At 62.1% G+C, this 19,171-nt stretch carries 9 protein-coding genes; 6 read left to right on the plus strand and 3 right to left on the minus strand.

What is annotated here, in order from left to right:
* Positions 1-3: 3 nt before the first annotated feature.
* Positions 4-573, minus strand: a complete 570-nt coding sequence (locus tag ACJ8PL_RS14640; protein ID WP_004937978.1) for a DJ-1/PfpI family protein — start codon at positions 571-573, stop codon at positions 4-6.
* A 336-nt stretch (positions 574-909) separates the two neighbouring features.
* Between ACJ8PL_RS14640 and ACJ8PL_RS14645 the strand changes: the two genes are divergently transcribed.
* The gene (locus ACJ8PL_RS14645; protein ID WP_123867573.1) at positions 910-1,899 is read left to right on the plus strand and encodes an ankyrin repeat domain-containing protein; all 990 of its coding nucleotides are present in this window, start codon (positions 910-912) and stop codon (positions 1,897-1,899) included.
* Positions 1,900-1,967: 68 nt separating this feature from the next.
* Here the strand turns inward: ACJ8PL_RS14645 and ACJ8PL_RS14650 are convergent, their stop codons facing one another.
* The gene (locus tag ACJ8PL_RS14650; protein ID WP_025302877.1) at positions 1,968-3,242 is read right to left on the minus strand and encodes a Glu/Leu/Phe/Val family dehydrogenase; all 1,275 of its coding nucleotides are present in this window, start codon (positions 3,240-3,242) and stop codon (positions 1,968-1,970) included.
* 618 nt (positions 3,243-3,860) lie between these two features.
* Here ACJ8PL_RS14650 and ACJ8PL_RS14655 point away from each other — a divergent pair.
* Positions 3,861-5,318 carry an amino acid permease gene (locus ACJ8PL_RS14655; RefSeq protein WP_033640271.1) on the plus strand — a complete coding sequence of 486 codons (1,458 nt, stop codon included), beginning with the start codon at positions 3,861-3,863 and terminating at the stop codon, positions 5,316-5,318.
* 111 nt (positions 5,319-5,429) lie between these two features.
* Positions 5,430-6,050, plus strand: coding sequence for a helix-turn-helix transcriptional regulator (locus tag ACJ8PL_RS14660; RefSeq protein WP_016927684.1), 621 nt, complete (start codon positions 5,430-5,432; stop codon positions 6,048-6,050).
* 561 nt (positions 6,051-6,611) lie between these two features.
* On the opposite strand, the gene ACJ8PL_RS14665 is transcribed toward ACJ8PL_RS14660, so the two are convergent.
* Positions 6,612-8,801 carry a TonB-dependent siderophore receptor gene (locus ACJ8PL_RS14665; protein WP_079449722.1) on the minus strand — a complete coding sequence of 730 codons (2,190 nt, stop codon included), beginning with the start codon at positions 8,799-8,801 and terminating at the stop codon, positions 6,612-6,614.
* Positions 8,802-9,002: 201 nt separating this feature from the next.
* On the opposite strand from ACJ8PL_RS14665, the gene fes reads away from it, so the two are divergent.
* Genes fes through ACJ8PL_RS14680 form a run of 3 tightly spaced genes read left to right on the plus strand, consistent with a single transcriptional unit; the run spans position 9,003 to position 19,123 of the window.
* Complete coding sequence (fes, locus tag ACJ8PL_RS14670; protein ID WP_234212826.1) at positions 9,003-10,310, plus strand: enterochelin esterase; 1,308 nt, start codon at positions 9,003-9,005, stop codon at positions 10,308-10,310.
* A 29-nt stretch (positions 10,311-10,339) separates the two neighbouring features.
* The gene (locus tag ACJ8PL_RS14675; protein WP_004937955.1) at positions 10,340-10,564 is read left to right on the plus strand and encodes an MbtH family protein; all 225 of its coding nucleotides are present in this window, start codon (positions 10,340-10,342) and stop codon (positions 10,562-10,564) included.
* Positions 10,565-10,612: 48 nt separating this feature from the next.
* A complete protein-coding gene (locus ACJ8PL_RS14680) occupies positions 10,613-19,123 on the plus strand; it encodes an amino acid adenylation domain-containing protein (RefSeq protein ID WP_442531241.1) in 8,511 nt (2,836 codons plus the stop codon).
* The last annotated feature ends 48 nt before the right edge of the window (positions 19,124-19,171 follow it).

A 19,171-nucleotide genomic window follows, 5' to 3' on the forward strand; every position in this document is an offset into this window, starting at 1 on the left:
GCGTTACTGCTCCAATACCTCGGCGAACTTAGCCAGCCATTGCGGATGCGCCGGCCAGGCCGGGGCGGTGACCAGATTGCCATCGACGTGCGCCTGATCGATGCCGATCTCCGCATAATGGCCGCCGCCCAGCCGCACCTCCGGCGCGCAGGCAGGGTAGGCGCTGCAGGTGCGGCCTTTCAACACCCCGGCCGCTGCCAGCAGTTGCGGGCCGTGGCAAACGGCGGCGATCGGTTTTTTCGCGGCGTCAAACGCCTGCACCAGCGCGATCACGTCGGGATTCAGGCGCAGGTATTCCGGCGCCCGACCGCCAGGGATCAAGAGCGCATCATAGTGCTCTTCTTTGGCGGCGGCGAAGTCGGCGTTCAGGGTGAAACGGTGGCCGGGTTTCTCGCTGTAGGTCTGCGCGCCGTCAAAATCGTGGATCGCGGTCTGGATGTAGTCGCCGACGGCTTTGCCGGGGCATACGGCGTCCACCCAATGGCCGATCATCTGCAATGCCTGAAACGGCACCATGGTTTCGTAATCTTCGGCGTAGTCGCCGACCAGCATCAGGATCTTTTTCTTGCTCATGATCACAACTCCTGCAGAAAGGGGAATGCCTAAGGTATAGCCCAGCCCCCCCGGGAATGCGAACCGCAAAGTGCGGTGGAATACACGATAAAAAAGCGTAAAAATTGAGTTGACTTTCTTGGCGAGAATAAAGGCCATAATTATCCAGGCGTTCTCATCAGTAATGAATTTGATTTTCGTTTGTTTCCTATGGTAGAAAAACGGCTCCCCACTAAAATGGAAGAGAAATCTGTTAGCACGCTTCATACGAATACTTCAGAGTTCTGTGATTATGACCATTGCGTAATAATGGAAAGCACTTGTTTAATTTTTTTATTATTTTGAAGGAACAAAAAAATGCCTATTTTAAATCGCTGTGCCACAGCCTGCGCACTGGCGCTGAGCCTGCTGGGGAGCTCGGTTGCAGCACACGCTGGGGAACAAGAGGAACTTACCCAAAAACTCGATGAGTCGGTAATGACGTATGCTTACTCTAAGAGTAGTAGCGATATGGACACCATTAATGAACTGATAAAAAATGGCGCTCACCCTACTATTCAAACGTTATGGTATGCCGCCTATTACAAACAGCCGGCGCTGCTCGATCGTTTTCTTGATATGTCGGTGAATGTGAATCAAGCCATCAGTGACAATGGAGAAACCGTATTGTTGTCAGCGTTGGGAAATACCGACAAGTCTGAATTATCCGATGATGACCTTCACATTTTACAGAGCTTGCTAAAAGCGGGCGCCAATACCAATGTCATTGCGCAAGGCGGGACTAATACACCGCTTATTGCCGCCGCCCAAAGCCAAGGAGCCGCGCCCGCGTTGGTGAAACTGTTGCTGCAATTTGGTGCGGATGCCAAGCAGGTTACCCCGCAAGGATTCTCACCGATCATGGGGGAAGGGGCGGCTAATCTGGAGGTCATCAAACTGCTGGTAGCCGCCGGTACAGATCCTTATGGCGTCAGCAAGGTAGGATCAACGCCTTTGCACTTTGTTTGCACGCGGGATGCTTCCCAGGACGGCCAGCCGGACCCGCAAGCGGCGCAGCGTATCGCCTTGTTGCATAAACCCGGAACCTCTATCGATGCTCAACCGCCCCAGCAACAGGCCTGGCCTGTTGGCACACCGCTGCTGGAAAGCCTGACCAGCAATAATCCTGACTGCGTCAAGGCGTTGTTGGCTGCGGGTGCCGATAAAGATGCGCTGGCTTTCCCGGCAGAGTATGTGGCAGCAGATCCAAGCGTAAAAGGTAAAACGGTTCGTCAGAATATACTCGGGGCGGCAGAAAAATATCCCGACCTGTATTCGCCGGAAATCGTGGCCTTGTTTCAAAAATAGGTGAAAACGAAAAAGGGGGCTTTCGCCCCCTGATAAAATGGCCCGCTCGCAGGCCAAATAAGCCGGTATCAACCTGGGTAGATGCCGCGCTCTTTACGTGCGGTCAGGATGCGCTCACAGGCCACGATGTAAGCGGCGGTGCGCAGGCTGCACTCTTTCTCGGCCGCCTTGTTCCAGACGTGGACCATCGCGTCGGTCATGATCTTGTCCATACGCTCGTTGATCTCGGACTCGCTCCAGAAGTAGCTCGCCATGTCCTGCACCCACTCGAAGTAACTGACCGTTACGCCGCCGGCGTTACAGATAACGTCCGGAACCACGGTGATGTTACGGGAACGCAGAATGTCGTCCGCTTCCGGGAAGGTTGGGCCGTTAGCCCCTTCCAGCACCAGTTTGGCGCTGAGGATTTCAGCGCGCTGACGGGTGATCTGGCCTTCCAGCGCCGCAGGGATCAGGATGTCCATGTCGACCGACCAGAACGCTTCGCTCTCGATCTCGCTGGCGCCAGGGAAGCCGGCGATCTGCTTGTGCTTGGCCTGGTATTCGGTCAGCGCCACCAGGTCAATGCCGTCGGCGTTGAACAGGGTAGCGGAGTGGTCCTGGATGGTGACGACGCGCGCGCCGACGCCGACGAACAGACGGGCCGCTTCGCTGCCCACGTTACCGAAGCCTTGTACCGCCACTTTGGCGCCTTCGATCTGCACGCCCAGACGCTTGGCCACTTCGCTGCCGGTGACGAACACGCCGCGGCCGGTCGCTTTCTCACGGCCCAGGGAGCCGCCGAGGTGGATGGGTTTGCCGGTGACCACGCCGGTGATGGTGGTGCCGTGGTTCATGGAGTAGGTGTCCATCATCCAGGCCATCACTTTGGCGTTGGTGCCGACGTCCGGCGCAGGAATGTCTTTCTGTGGCCCGATGATGAAGCCGATTTCACTGGTGTAGCGGCGGGTCAGTCGCTCCAGTTCACCTTCAGACAGTTTGAACGGGTCGACGCGGATGCCGCCCTTGGCGCCGCCGTACGGCAGGTTGACCGCGGCACACTTGATGGTCATCCAGGCGGACAGGGCCATCACTTCGTTCAGATCGACGTCAGGGTGGAAGCGGATGCCGCCTTTGCCCGGCCCACGCGACAGGTTGTGTTGTACGCGGAAACCTTCGAAGTGACGGATGGTGCCATCGTCCATCTGCAGCGGGATATCGACAATCAAAGCGCGCTTAGGGTGACGCAGCGTATCAACCCAGCGTGACAGGTCGCCGAGGTAAGGGGCGACGCGATCGATTTGTTGCAGATATGTAGCCCAAGCGGTGGTGCTGCTGTCTGAAGCGTAGGATAGCTTTTCCATAACCAACCTTTATATATTAGAGGTATTTATTTCGTTTAACCGTGGATTAGCAAGCGCATAACACTTTGCGACGCTAAATTTACCACTAATTATGCCGGTTGTTAGCCCCCCTCTCATCGGGCCAGCGGACGGTTTTTCGCCGCCTGCAGAGCGGTAAATGAATAGTTAATTACTTTTTGTCGACGGTGAGCGATCACATGCATAATTTATGCATATAAAGCGCATAAAAACCCTTTTTATCTATTTTTCAGAAGCTTGAATGTGATCAAAAAGTTTCATTTTATTTAACTGCCATGTTGACAATGGCATTTCCCCTCGCCAGAGTTAAATTAATGTTAAAACGGCTCCGGCGTCGTTTTTTTGTTGCACAAGGGAAAGTATAACCATTTGATATTGTAGTGTTTACCCACCACGCTCAGGCTTTGTACGCCAACCGTGGGCGATACGACGGCTCACGAGAGCATTTTCTTGGTACCCATTATTATTACCTCCCTGTCACAACGGGGCGGGCAGCGTTTGGTCTCAATTTTTTGCCGGTTAGAGCGCCCGCGGGCGTTTCATTCCTGCTGCAACCGCGCATCGGTTGCTTAATCGCCTTAACGACGGACAGGTAACACCATGACAAAAAACCACTGCGATCGGCTGAGCCCAGGTTCAGCCGAGGGGCCTCACTGTGCCCAAACTTTGCAGCGCGGGCTGAGCGCGCGCCACATTCAACTGATTTCGATCGGCGGCGCCATCGGCACCGGGCTGTTTATGGGCGCCGGGAAAACCCTCGCGCTATCGGGCACCTCCATCGTACTGACTTACGCCATCGTCGGCTTTTTCATGTTCATGGTCATGAGGGCGATGGGGGAGCTGCTGCTCACGCGGCTCGATTACCGCTCATTCGCCGATTTTGTCTCCGAATATCTGGGGCCGCGCGCCAGCTTTTTTCTCGGCTGGTCCTACTGGCTGAGCTGGGTCGTGACCTGCATTGCCGACGTGGTGGTGTGCGGCGGCTACGTGCAATATTGGCTGCCAGACGTCTCGCCCTGGTTGCCGGCGCTGCTGACGCTGGGGTTTCTGTGTCTGTTCAACATGCTGTCGGTCAAGATGTTCGGCGAGGCTGAATTCTGGTTCGCGATGATCAAGGTGGTGGCGATCGTCGCGTTGATCGCCACCGGCGCCTGGATGGTGTTCAGCGGCTGGACTTCGCCGGACGGCGTGACCGCTTCGCTGCATAACGTCACCGATCCCGCCATTTTCATGCCGCACGGCATCTTCGGCTTTTTCGCCGGTTTCCAGATCGCCATTTTCTCCTGCACCGGCATCGAGCTGCTGGGCACGATGTCGGCGGAGACCAAAAATCCCGAGAAGGTGCTGCCGAAGGCGATCAACGCGATCCCGGCGCGCATCATCGTCTTCTACGTGTGCTCGATGCTGACCATTATCGCCGTCACCTCATGGAGCCACATTTCGCCGGACAGCAGCCCGTTCGTGATGCTGTTCGATCGGGCGGGACTGCCGGCCGCCGCCGCGGTGATCAACTTCGTGGTGCTGACTTCGGCGATGTCCTCGGCTAACAGCGGGGTGTATTCCAGCACCCGCATGCTGTACAGCCTGTCGATGGAAAAGCATGCCCACGGTCAGTTCCGCATTCTGTCTCGCACCACGGCCATTCCGATCCGCAGCCTGCTGTTTTCCTGCTTCTGCATGGTGGCCGGCACCTTGCTGCTGGTACTGGTGCCGAACGTCATGACGCTGTTCACCATCGTCTCTACCGTGGCGGCGATCCTGGTGGTTTACAGCTGGGGCATGATTTTGGTCGCCTACCTGGTGTATCGCCAGAAGCGGCCGGATCTGCACGCCGCTTCGCACTTCAAAATGCCGGGCGGGGTAGCGATGGCCTGGCTGACGCTGGCATTCTTCGCCTTTACGCTGGTGCTGATGGTGTTCGATAGCGATACGCTGATCGCGCTGTGCAGCATGCCGCTGTGGTTTACCACGCTCGGCCTGATCTGGCGTTATCGGGTCCGCGACAGCGTGGCGCGCGAGAGCTACGTGTTTTATCGGCGTGGCGCCGAGGCGGAATAACCGGCGAAGGATGCGCCGCTTGCCGCCGCTCCACTCGGCAAGCGGCGGCAACTGCGGTATGCTAAGCAGCTGAACAGCCAACCAAACCGGGCCATACGGAGATACCCCAGCGTGCCGAACTCTTCTTCTCAACTCGAACTTTTGCGCTCGGTCGCTGACGGCATCGCGGCGCTGTTTTTCCCGAATGCGGAAGTGGTGATCCACGATCTGGCCACCAACAAGATTGCCTATCTGGCGAACAACCTGTCAAAGCGTAAACCGGGCGACGACGCCGGGCTGGAAGACTTCGAGCTCGATGGCGGCGCCGGCGTGACCGGCCCCTATGAGAAGCTGAACTGGGACGGCAAAAAGATGCGTTCGGTGAGCATTGCCGCACGCGACGAGCAGGGCAAGCCCAGCTATCTGCTGTGCATCAACCTGAGCACCGCGATGTTCGAGGACGCCCGCAACGCGCTGGACATGTTCCTGTCGGTCACGCGGCTGCAACCACAGCCACAAGAGCTGTTCAAAGACGACTGGCAAGAGAAGATCAATACCTTTCTGCATGACTGGCTGCGGCGCGAAAACGCCGCGCTCGGCGCGCTGAGCCGCGAACAGAAACGGCGGCTGGTCAGCGATCTCTATCATCAGGGCGCGTTCAAGGCCAAAAGCGCCGCGGACTACATCGCCAACGTGCTGTCGATGGGGCGCGCCACGGTGTACAAGCACTTGCGGGAATTGAAACAGGAGTAAAGGCGGCGGGAAAGGCGGAAGAAAGGGGCGGCGCTGGCCGTAAACCTGACTGGCATTTTTTATCCGGTCTCTGTCAGCGCCGTGCAGGAAAAATTGCCGTAAATACCCCGAATTTCTCTGTTACCACAATGAACGGCAATTGGAGGGGCCGAAGGCGCGGCCAAGGTCAACACATGAGCTGGCAGCTACCGGGAAATCTGTCGCTTATGAGGTTGTGGTAGAGAAGTTGGAGATGAGCGCGATGTTGGGCGCCCTTGAAGACGCCGAACGTAGGCATAGCGCATTAGGCGAAACCGCCATGGACGGCGGTTTCAGGTGAGACAGGCAGGGACGCCTGTCGCAGCCGGCCTCAATGCGGTATGGCGGAGAGAGGGCAGTTGGCAAAGCCAACCGTCTGATAGGGCAAGGCGCGGGTTGCAAGGGACCGCGCCTACGGTCCCTTGCTCGGTCGAGGCGCATGAGTTTCATGGTGCATCTCACATTTATCGACCGAAATACGTCACCAATACCTTCAGAAAAACGCTAACTGACAAGCATTACGGCGCTGGCCGCCCCTTTTCGTTACCAGCGGTAGTTGACCGAAGCGATAATGCTGCGGCCGCTGCCGTAGAAGCAGGCGTACTCGCCGCTGCAGGATGAAACGTATTTCTTGTCCGTCAGATTCTGCACGTTGAGCTGGAGCGCCGCGCCGCGCAGCGCCGACGAAGCCTGGCCGAGGTCATATTTCACCATGGCGTCGTACAGCGTGTAGTGCGGCACGTCGTACTGGCCGGTGGCGTCGGCCGGCGCATCGCCGATGTAACGCACGCCGCTGCCGACGGTCAGGCCGTTCAGCGCGCCGCTCAGGAAGCTGTAGCTGCCCCAGGCGGATGCCGCGTGGCGCGGGATGCCCGCCGGGCTGTGGCCGATTTCGTCCGCCGAGTTGGAGTCTTTGGTCACTACGTCGGTGTAGGTATAGGCGGCGGTCAGCTTGATCTCCGGCGTTGGTTGGGCGTGCACTTCCGCCTCAATCCCTTTGGATTTCACCTCCCCGATCTGCTCATAGGCGGAGGTGAGACGGTTGTAAGACGCCACATTGCGCTGGGTAATGTCGAACCAGGAGAGGGTCAGCAGGGTATTGCCGCCCGGGATCTGGTACTTCACGCCCACCTCGGTTTGTTTGCCGGTGGTCGGCTTGAGCGGATCGGCGCCCGGCGCGCTTGGGTACAGGTTAGGATCGAACGAGGTGCTGTAGCTGACATACGGCGAAATGCCGTTGTCGAAAGCGTAGAGCAGGCCCGCGCGGCCGGTGAACTGGGCATCGTTGTAGGTCTGTTCCTTTCCGCCGCTGGTGCGATCGCGGGTGTTGACCTGTGACCAGTCCTGACGGCCGGACAGCAGCAGGTTCCAGTTATTCCACTCCAGTTGGTCCTGCAGATACACCCCGATCTGATTCAGCGTCTTCAAGTCGCTGGAAGCCAGCGCCAGCGTGCTGCCATCGATGCTGGGGCGAACCGGGTTGGCCCAGTCGATCGGGTAATCGTTGCCGCGATCGCGATACATTTTATAATCGCTATGGCTGTAGCGGTAATCCAGCCCGCCCAGCACGGTGTGTTTCACTTCGCCGGTATCGAACAGGCCCTTCAGCTGGTTATCCACGCCAAACTCGTTGGTCATCTGCGTTTCATGCTGCGCCATGCGGGTGACGGTGTGGTCGTTGACCTTCGAGTTTACGTTATAAACCAGATACTTATAGTCTTCATCGCGGTGGGTGAAGCGCAGGTTCTGGGTAAACGACAGCGCATCGCTGAAGTTATGTTCGAAGCTGTAGCCGATCGACGCCTGCTCGCGCCGAGACTTGTTGAAGCTGGGTTCACTGATGTTAAAGTCATAGGGCACATAGCCCGCGCTGGTCGGGAACAACGTGCCGGCGCGCGGCAGGAAGTTGCGCGACCCGGCTTTCGGATCGTTCTGGTAGCTGGTCAGCAGCGTAAAGCTGGTGTCTTCGTTCGGCAGCCAGGTGAAGGCCGGGGCGATGGCTACCCGTTGCTGCTTGCTGTCTTTGACAAACTCGTGTTCGGTTCGGGCGATACCGTTCAGGCGGTAGAACAGGGTGTTGTCGTCGTTGAGCTTGCCGCCGAAATCGAACGCCGTTTCCGCCAGATGGCGGTTGCCGGTGCTGAATTTGACTTCGTGAATGCTCTGGGCGGTAGGGCGCTTGCTGGTCATCACCACCACGCCGCCGGGGCTGACCTGGCCGTACAGCACGCCGGCCGGGCCGTGCACCATCTCCACGCGCTCCAGCAGCCAGGGATCGATCTGCCCGGCGCCGCCGTTTTGGCTCGAAAGGCCAAAGTGCAGACCGTCGAGCAGCTTGGGCGCATAGCGGAAGCCGCGGCTGATCACTTCGTCATTACGGTTGGAGTTGCCGCGGTAGGTGGTGATCACCCCGCTGGTGTAGTTCAGCGCGTCGGCGACCGACGCCGGCTCCTGGTCATTCATCTGCTCGCGCGTGACCACCGAGATGGACTGCGGCGTCTTGCGCAGAGGGGCAGCGGTCTTGGTGCCGGCGGCGCTCTCTTTGGCGACGATCCCTTTGACCGGCGCGGTCACGCTGTTTTGCGCGTCGGCGGTCACCAAAATCGTTTCGTCCGCTGCCGCAGACGCGTGTGGCGCCAAGGGCAATAACGCCAGCGCCGATCCCAGCAACAGACGCTTGGCGGACATCGCCTCCGCGTTCGCGTTTTCTATCCCTTTGTTTTTAATCTTCATTATCTCTCCTGAATACCTGCTTTTGTGTGTCATGCCACCCTGATAAACCCCGAAATGCCGACAAGCGGTCTTCTTCCGTCGACGTGGAGACGTCGTGTTTGCACGACGGTAAAAATCCGACAAATAGTATTGAAAATGATAATGAGTATCAATACGATTGTCAGGTTTTGTAAAAATCACTCGTGTTATGTAAGGGGCGCTATGGAGTTTTTGCCGGAAAAGAGGCCAGGAAACGACCTTGAGGGATTGGCGGCGCAATGGCTGCGTGAAGAGGCGGTAGGGCAATCCGCGTGGTGGCAGAAGATTGCCGCTCACGGCACGCCCATCGTCGAAGCGCACGATGAACAGCACGTTAAAATGACCTGGCTATGGCGCGATCCCGCTGGCGATGAACGGCACTCGCCGATATGCCGCGTTTACGCCGATATCAACGGCATTACCGATCACCACAGCACGTCCCCCAGCAGCCTGGCCAGGCTCCCCGGCACCGACGTTTGGTACGGCTCGGCCGTTATCGATCGCCGCTGGCGCGGCAGCTACAGCCTGATCCCCATTACCGAGCGAGACCTCCCCCCCGTCTTCAGCGACGACGAAACGTTACGCGACCGCCAGCAGCGTGCCTGGTGGGTATCGCTGTTCCCGTTGGCGATCGCCGATCCGCTGAATCGCCTCTCTCTGGGGCCGTCTCATCGCCCGCGGCCCGTATCCCTGGCGCAAGGGCCGGATGCCGACGATCAACGTGCCTGGCAGGCCGCCGATCGGCCGCTGGATGAGGCGCGGCTACAGCTTTTTCAGTGGCACAGCGCACGGCTGGGTAACCAGCGGCGCGTTTGGCTGTATGCCAGCGGCGAGGCGGCGGTGAAAGCGAACCGCCCGCTGGTGCTGCTGCTCGACGGCCAAAACTGGATCGAAAGGCATGCGCTGCTGCCGGTGATCGAGAACGAAACCGCAAAAGGGCAGTTGCCGCCCGCGTGCTGGTTGCTGATCGATGCGATCGATGGCGAACACCGGGAAAACGAGCTGCCCTGCAACGCCGTCTTCTGGCAGGCGGTGATCGACGAACTGCTGCCGCAGGCGCAGCGCCGCGAAGCGTTCAGCGAGACTGGGGCGCGCACCGTGGTCGCCGGCCAGAGCTACGGCGGGCTGGCGGCGTTATACGCCGGTTTGCACTGGCCAGAGCGCTTTGGCCACGTGCTGAGCCAGTCCGGCTCCTTCTGGTGGCCTACGGTGCAATTTGTGACCCAGTTCGAAAAACGCCACGAACTGGAGGAAGGCTGGCTGATACGCCAGGTTCGGCAGCGCAACGCGGCGGCACCCAAGCTCACCGTGATCCAACAGGCCGGCGATCGGGAGGCGGACATCGAATTCGTCAATCGCCAGATGCACCAGGCGCTGACGGCGGCCGGGCACCGCGCCGACTACCGCGTGTATTCCGGCGGACATGACGCGCTCTGCTGGCGCGGCGGCCTGGTGGACGGCGTGCGCCGGCTGCTTTCCGCAATGAAGTAATCCCACATTTTGACAGACAGGTAATGAAAATGACTCAGGAACAACAAAACCCGTTCGATGACGAAAGCCTCCGTTTCTCCGTGCTGGTCAACGCGCAGCAGCAGTATTCGCTGTGGCCGCAGTTTGCCGATACGCCGCAGGGGTGGCGCGTGCTGATGGGGCCGGCGTCGCGCGGCGAGTGCATCGACTACATCGAAACGCACTGGCAGGACATGCGGCCGGCGGCGCTGAAAGCGGCGGATGCGGCGCGTTAAGCGCCAGGCACAATCGATATATTCCGTTTGAGGGAAAGGACAGACACCATGTCAGAAACGCTTTCTTTACCGGATACTCAGGTCGAGTATCGGGATTATCCGCTGGTTGCTGCGCAACCGGGGATCTGGATCGCCGACCAAATCGCGCTGCGCCGCAACAGCTTCGCCGTGGCGCACTACACCGAACTGCACGGCGCTATCGATCGTTCGGCGCTGGAGCGCGCGATCCGTCAGGGGCTGGCCGAAGCGGATACGGTTCAGGCGCGGTTCTTTGAGGCGCAGGACGGCCAGCCGGTGCAGCGTTTACCGCTGATAGCCGATCCTGCGCGCGTGCTGGCGCCGGAGTGGTTCGATTTCAGCGCGCGGCCGGACGCCGAGCAAGCGGCGCTGGCACTGATGAACGACGATTTGGCGCAGGATCTGCCTGCGGACGGCAAGCGGCCGCTCTATCGCCATGCGGTGATCCGCGTCAGCGCCGATCGCTGGTTCTGGTACCAGCGCTTTCATCATCTGACCCTGGACGGCTTCAGTTTCGAAGCCATCACCCGCCGGATCGCCGATATCTATCGCGCGCTGCGCCACGGGCTGTCTCCGGCGGCCTCGCCGTTTACCCCGTTCGGCAAGGTGGTGGAAGAGTTTCAGCAATGGCAAACGTCGCCGGCGCGCCGGCGGGCGGCCGAATTCTGGCAACAGCATCTGCGCGATTTGCCGTCGCCGCTGTCATTATCGACGGAGAGTCGGGAGGTTGAACCGGGTGCCCGGCCGCTCAAACAGGCGCTGGTGTTGCCGGAATCGCTGTTTGACGAAGCGCTGCGCGATGCGGCGCTGCAGTCGCTGCAACCGGCCGATATCGTCACGGCGGCGTTGGCGATGTATCTGGCGCGCATGAGCGGCGAAACCCGTTTTTCACTCGGCTTTCCTTTCATGCGCCGTATGGGCTCCCAGGCGCTGGCGGCGGTCGGCCCGGTGGTTAACGTGCTGCCGCTGCTGCTGAACGTGACGCCGGAGATGTCGCTGGCGGACGTCTGCCAGGCGACCGTGGCGCAAATCAAACAGGCGCGCCGCCATCAACGCTATGAAGCGGAGCAGATCAAACGCGATCTCGGCCTGGTCGGCGGCCATCAGGAACTGTACGGCCCGGTGATCAACGTCAAGGTCTACCACAGCGCCTTGTCCTTCGACGGCCAGGCGGCCGTTACCCATACGCTGGCGATGGGGCCGGTCGATGACCTGGAGTTTGAGATCGGCTTTCGCAACGGCGTGCTGACGCTGTCGTTGGTCGCCAACCCGGCCAAATACTCGCCGCGCACCTTGCATCACCACGCGGAGCGCATCGGCCATTGGCTGCAGCAGTTGGCGCGGCAGCCGCACCAGCCGAACGGTCAACTGGCGTTGATCAGCGAAGGGGAGCTAAGGCAACTCGCGGCCTGGGGGCGCGGCGCCGATCTGACGCCGCCGGCGGGCATGGTGTCAATCATGGATGCGTTCCAGCGCCAGGTTGAGCGGCAGCCCGAGGCGTTGGCGGTGGCCTGCGGCGACGAGCGCCTCAGCTACCGTCAGCTCTCCGAACGGGTGATGCAGCTGGGGCGAGTGCTGATCGAAAGCGGCATCGGCGCCGAAGACGTGGTGGCCATCGGCATTCCGCGCTCGGTGGACACGCTGGTCGCGCTGTTCGGCGTGTTGGCCAGCGGCGCGGCCTATATGCCGCTCGATCTGGATTACCCGCGTGAACGCCTGACGCTGATGTGCGACGACGCGCGGCCGGCGATGCTGCTGACCCACCGCGCGACGCAGGTCAATATGCCGGATCTGCCGCAGGTATTGTGCCTGGACGACGCAGCGTGCCTGGCGCGCTGGGCGGCCGCCGAGGCCGCGCCGATAACGGACGATGAACGGCGTGTGCCGCTGAACGAAGCGCATCTGGCCTATATGATTTACACCTCCGGCTCGACCGGTAAACCCAAGGGTGTGATGTCCACGCATCGCGGGCTACTGAACCTGTTCCTGTCGCACCAGGCCTCTCTGTTCGGCCCGGCGATCGAAAAATTCCAGGCTCGCCACGCACGCCGCCTACGCGCCGGCCATACCGCCTCGTTTTCTTTCGACTCCTCTTGGGAACCGCTGTTCTGCATGATGATGGGCAGCGAACTGGTTATCTTCGATGAGGAGCTGCGCCGCGACCCCTGGGCGCTGCTGGAACAAACCCAGCAGACGCCGATCGATCTGCTGGACATCACGCCGTCGTTCTTCTCGCAACTGGTGGACTGCGGCCTGCTGAAAGGGCAGTTCCCGCTGCCGGCGTTCGTGATGATCGGCGGCGAGGCGGCGACGCCGACGCTGTGGAACCTGATGCAGCAACATCCGGAGGTGGAGATCCACAACTATTACGGCCCGTCCGAATACACCGTCGATACCCTCGGCGCGCCGGTCACGGCCGCCGAACAGCCGGTGATTGGCCGTCCTCTCGCCAATACCGAAGTCTGGCTGCTCGACGGCCGCCTGCAGCCGGTGCCGATCGGCGCGGCGGGCGAGCTGTACATTTCCGGCAAAGGCATCGCGCGCGGTTACCTGCGGCGCCCGGATCTGACGGCGGCGCGTTTTGTCGCCAATCCGTTTGTCGAGGGCGAGGTGATGTACCGCAGCGGCGATCTGATGCGCTGGAGCGCGGAGGGCCAGCTGGTGTTCATTGGCCGGACCGATCACCAAATCAAGGTGCGCGGCTTCCGCGTCGAGCTGGGTGAGGTGGAAAGCGCCTTGGCCGCCTTGCCGGACGTGGGGCGGGCGGTAGTGATCGCCGAGCCGATCGGCGCCACCTATCGCCTGATCGGTTATTGCTCGGTGCAGAATGACGCGCGGCGCGCCTCACCCACGCTGCAAAGCGAGCTGCTGGGGCAATTGGCGCAGCGTTTGCCGGATTATATGGTGCCGGCGATCCTGGTGGTGATGCCGGAGCTGCCGCTCAACGTGAATGGCAAGATTGACCGCCAGGCGTTGCCCAAACCGCAGGAGACGCTGGCGCAAAGCATTCGTGAACCGGCCACCGAGCAGGAAAGGCTGATTTGCGGCGCCATGGCGCAGCTGCTGGGGATGGATCGCGTCGGCGCCGACGACGATTTCTTCGCGCTCGGCGGCGACAGCATCTCGGCGATGGGGCTGGGTACCGCCCTGCGGCGCAAAGGGTATCTGCTGCGGCCGCGCGAGATCTTCGCGCTGCACACCCCCGCGCGCATGGCGCAGGCGATGCAGCCGCTGGTAGTTGGCTCTCAGGTCGCACGCAGCGTACAGCAAGGCCCGATCGACGGGCTGCCGATCCTGCACTGGTTTGCCGAGACGGGCGATATGCATCGTCGCTTCGCGCACGGCGTTTTCCTGCGCGTGCCTGCCGAACTGCAGCCGGAACAGCTGCGTTATGCCTTGGAGCAGTTGCGTGCGGCGCACCCGGCGCTGGGCGCGCGGATCCGCGACGGTCAGTTGGTGGTTGAAACCGCCGCCGCCGGTGAGCTGATGCAGGTTGATACCGTGTCCGGTGAGCTGGAATCAGCGGCGGAACAGGCGTTTGATGCTGCGCTTGACCATCTCGATCCGGCAGCCGGTGCCATGATGCAGGCGATCCTGTTGCAGCGCGACGGGCAGAGCCTGGGGCTGGTGCTGGCGATCCATCACCTGGTGGTCGACGGCGTTTCATGGCGCATCCTGCTCGACGAACTGCGGCAGGGGGCCGACAGCGCCATGCAGGGGCAGCCGATCACATTGCCGCCGGAAGAAACCTCGCTCTATGAGTGGTCTGCACGCCTACGAGCCGACGCTGAACGCCGGGAAACCGAGCTGCCGTTCTGGCGGCGGATGCTGGCGGACGGCGCACCGCGTTTGGGGCGGCGAGCGTTGGATCCGCTGAACGATCGCACGGGCGACGTATCGGAAAAACGCACGCTGCTCGACAGCCGGCTGACCGCCGCGCTGCTCGGCGCATTGCCGCAGGGATACCGCGCCCAGGTTGAAGAGATCATGCTGTGCGCGCTGGCTCAGGCTTGCCGCCAGCGTTTCCAGGCCGCTTCGCTGCGTTTCTCTCTGGAGTCGCACGGCCGCGCCGAACTGGACGACGGCCTCGATCTTGCCCGCACCGTCGGCTGGCTGACGGCGGAGTATCCGCTGCGCATCGAACTGCATGACGCTGAGCACAATGAGGCCGTGCGCGCGGTGAAACGGGCGACGCGAGCGGTGACCGATCGCGGCGTCGGTTATGGCCAGCTGCGTTATCTGCATCCACAGTGCGACGAACTGGCGGCGCTGGCGCAGCGCAATGCGCCGGAGATCTTGTTCAACTACCTCGGACGTTTCGGCCAGGATGAGGGCCAATGGACGCCGCAACGCAGCCAAACCCGCTTCCGCGACGCCTTCGCCGTGGCGCAGGATGCGCAGCAGGCGCTGTCGTATGGCCTGGAAGTGAATATCTTTGTCGAAGAGCGGCGCGACGGCGCGTGTCTGGCGATCAACTGGAGCTGGCTGGAGGGGATTTTCAGCGAGAGCGACATTGCGCAGTTGCACAGCGGCATCGAACAAGCGGTGCGTTCGCTGTGCGAATTTGCCGAACGGCATCCCGATCGCGCGGCGGCGACGTTGGTCGCGGCCGAGATCGCCCAGCCGGGCGCCGACGATGAGGCGGTGCGCGCCTGGGAGCGGGAGTGCGGGCCGTTGGCCGCGGCGCTGCCGCTGTTGCCGTTGCAGCACGGCCTGCTGTTCCATGCGCAGACGGCGCAGCAGGGCGGCAGCTATAACTCGCTGACGCGCCTGAGCCTCTGCGGCGAACTGGACGAACATCAACTCCAGCAGGCGCTGAATGCGGTGATCCGCCGCCATCCGCAGCTGGCCGCCCGATTCAACCGCGAGGGCGAACCGCTGCAGCTGATACCGCAGGAAAGCCATTGGCCGCTGGACAGCCACAGGCTGCCGCCGCTGTCCGAAGAGCAAGAAATGCAGGCGCTGAATGAGCTGGAGCAGAAAGAGCTGCAGCGCGATCTGTTTAATCAGCCGGGCGCGATGCTGCATGCGCTGGGGATCAAACACGGCGATAGCGAACGCTACACGCTGTTCCTTAACGCGCACCACCTGATCGTCGACGGCTGGTCGACGCCGGTGGTGCTCAACGATCTGATGCTGGCATTGCGTGAAGGCGAGCAGGCATTGCCGCCGCTGCGTTCGAACTACGCCGATATCGTGCGCCGCCTGACCGCGCGGGATGCTGAAGCTTCGCGCCGCCTCTGGCGTGAGACGCTGCAGGATGTGCGCCCGACGTTGCTGTTCGGTGAAGCGCAGGACGATCGCGTGCAGGAGTTGGAAATGACGCTGCCGCCGGCCGAGGAAAGGCGCTTGCTGACCCTGTGCCGCGAACGCGGGTTGACGCTCAATACCGTGATGCAGGGCATTTGGGCGCTGCAGCTGGCCAGCTGTTGCGGCCATCAGGACGTGGTGTTCGGCTCGCCGGTTTCCGGCCGCTTTGGCCAGATAGAAGGGGTCGAGGAACACGTTGGCCTGTTCAGCAACACGCTGCCGGTGCGGGTTCGTCTGCAGCATGACCGTTCGTTGACGGAACAGCTGACCGAACTGCAGCACCGGCAGATTGAACTGCTGGAGCACGACGATTTGGGATTGGGGGAAATCCAGCACCTGGCAGGGGCGGGCACGCTGTTCGATACGCTATTGGTGGTGGAAAACTATCCGGACAACGACGCTCTGCTGGGCGGCGAAGGGTCGCTGCGCTGCAACGCTATCCGTAACAAAGGCTATACCCACTATCCGCTGACGCTGCTGGTGCTGCCGGGCGAGCGCCTGCGTCTGCTGATGGAGTACCGCGATTCGGTGCCGCAGCCTGAACGCTTCGCCGCGCGGCTGATGGCGCTGCTGCAACAGTGGATTGCCCAGCCGGATCTGCCGCTGCCGCGCTGGCAATTGCAAACGCCGCAGGAGCAGGCGCTGATCGCGGCGGTCAACCGCACCGGGCAGGCGGTGGCGGACACCACCTTGCATCAGGCGATCGCCGATCAAGCGCGGCGCACGCCGGAACGCATCGCGCTGCAGGACGCCTGGCACAGCCTCAGCTACCGTGACATGCAGCGCCAGGCCGCGCTGTTGGCCGAACGGCTGACGGCGGCCGGCATTCAGCCGGGCGATATCGTCGCGGTGGCGTTGCCGCGTTCCGTGCGCCTCAGCCTGGCGCTGACGGCGATTGTGCAAACCGGCGCCGCCTGGCTGCCGCTGGATACCGGTTACCCGGACGAGCGGCTGGCCTACATGGTGGAGGACGCCAAACCGCAGCTGATTATCACCGAAAGCGCGTTGGATGCCCGCTTCGCCGCGCTGGCGCCGACGCTGCGGTTCGATGCGCTGGACGACAGCGGGCGCGAACCGGCGCCGCGCCCACCGGCGGGGAGCGGCGATCATCCCGCCTACGTGCTGTATACCTCAGGCTCTACCGGGCGGCCGAAAGGCGTGGTGGTGAACCACCGGGCGATCGTCAACCGCCTGTTCTGGATGCAGCACGAGTATGCGCTCGATGCGCAGGACGTGGTCCTGCAGAAAACGCCGTGCAGCTTCGACGTTTCCGTCTGGGAGTTCTTCTGGCCGCTGATGGTCGGCGCGCGCCTGGTGATGGCGCCGCCGGAGGCGCACCGCGATCCGCAGGCGCTGACGACCTTGATCGACGACTATGGCGTGACCACGCTGCATTTCGTTCCGTCCATGTTGGCTATCTGGGTGGAGGCCTTGAACGAGCGGGCGCCACGGCGCGCCGCCGCCAGCCTGAAACGCGTGTTCTGCAGCGGCGAAGCGCTGTCGTGCGAACTGGCTTCCCGCTATCAGGCGTTGGTCGCCGCGCCGCTGCACAACCTGTATGGCCCGACGGAGGCGGCGGTCGATGTTACCTATCAGCCGGCGTCCGGCGAGGCATTGGCGGCGGTGAACGGCGCCGGCGTGCCGATCGGCAAACCGGTCTGGAACACCCAACTGAGCATTCTCGACGCCATGCTGCGGCCGGTGCCCGTCGGCTGCGCCGGCGATCTCTACCTGCGCGGCATTCAGCTGGCCGACGGCTATCTGCATCGGCCGGAGTTGACGGCGCAGCGGTTTGTCGCCGATCCCGCCGGCAACGGCGCGCGCATGTATCGCACCGGCGATATCGCTCGCTGGCTGGAGGACGGCAGCGTCGAGTATTTGGGCCGCAGTGACGATCAGCTGAAGATCCGCGGCCAGCGCATCGAGCTGGGCGAAATCGAACAGGCGCTGCTGGCGCAGCCGGGGGTAGCGCAAGCGGCGGTGCACGCCATCGAATTAAGCGAGGGCGCGACGGGGCTGGGCGGCGCCGATATGCGCCAGTTGGTCGCCTGGCTGATCGCCCAACCGGGCGTGACGCTGGATACCGGCGCGCTGCATCAGGCGCTGGAGGCGCGTTTGCCGGCGCATATGATGCCGGTCAGCTATGTCATGACCGACAGCTTCCCGCTCAGCGCCAGCGGCAAGCTGGATCGCAAGGCGTTGCCGCGGCCGCAGTTGAACCCGCAGAGCGGCCGCGGGCCGCACAGCGACAGCGAACGCCTGCTGGCGGCGCTGTTCGGGGAACTGCTGGGGCGCGAGACGGTGTATGCCGACGACGACTTCTTCGCGTTGGGCGGCCACTCGCTGCTGGCGATGCGTTTGGCGGCGGAGCTGCGGCGGCGCGTCCCGCGGCCGTTGAGCGTCGGGCAAATCATGTTCGCCCGCAGCCTGGAGAAGATGGCGCACCTGCTCGATGACGCGCAGGCCGCCAACTCGGCCGAAAGCCGCGGCGTCGGCGAGTGCCTGCAGCTGCGGGCCGGCCAAGGCCCGGCGCTGTTCTGTCTGCATCCGGCTTCCGGTTTCGCCTGGCAGTACTCGGGGCTGAGCCGTTATCTGCCGGGGAGTTACCCGATCATCGGCCTGCAGTCGCCAAGGCCGGATGGCGCCATCGCCACCTGCGAGGACATTGAGCAGATGGTCGATCGTCATCTCGCCACTCTGCGCCGCCTGCAGCCGCAGGGGCCTTATTACCTGCTGGGCTATTCGCTCGGCGGCACGCTGGCGCACTCGATGGCCGCGCGTTTGCAGCAGCAGGGCGAAGAGGTGGCGTTCCTCGGCATGCTGGATACCTATCCGCCGGAAGGCCAGGACTGGACCGGCCCCAGCGAGGAGGAGGCGCAGAAGGAGGTGGCGCAGGAACAGGCCGAGTTTATGGCGGAAGATCATGGCGATCCGGCGCTGATGGCGGAGAAGGCAGCGATGTTCGACAGCATCGTCGCCAACTACCGCGACGCGGTGCGCCTTCTGTCTCAGGCGCGCAGCCGGCGTTTCCACGGCACGGCGACGCTGTTCGTCGCCGACCGGACGCTGCCGCCGGAGATGGATATCAACGCCGTGTGGGCGCCGTATCTGGATGGGCTGATCTGTCATCACCAAAGCTGCGAGCACGCGGACATTCTGTCGCCGGCCTCGCTGGAGACGCTCGGGCCGCTGTTGCATTCGCTCCTGACGCGGCAATACGGGTTGGTATAACGCAACCGGGCCGGGGCGTGCGTCCCGGCCCGCACTAAAACATGATAT

Origin of the sequence: Serratia sp. CY83965, from assembly GCF_052166375.1 — a bacterium.
GTDB classification, from domain to species: Bacteria; Pseudomonadota; Gammaproteobacteria; order Enterobacterales; family Enterobacteriaceae; genus Serratia; species Serratia marcescens.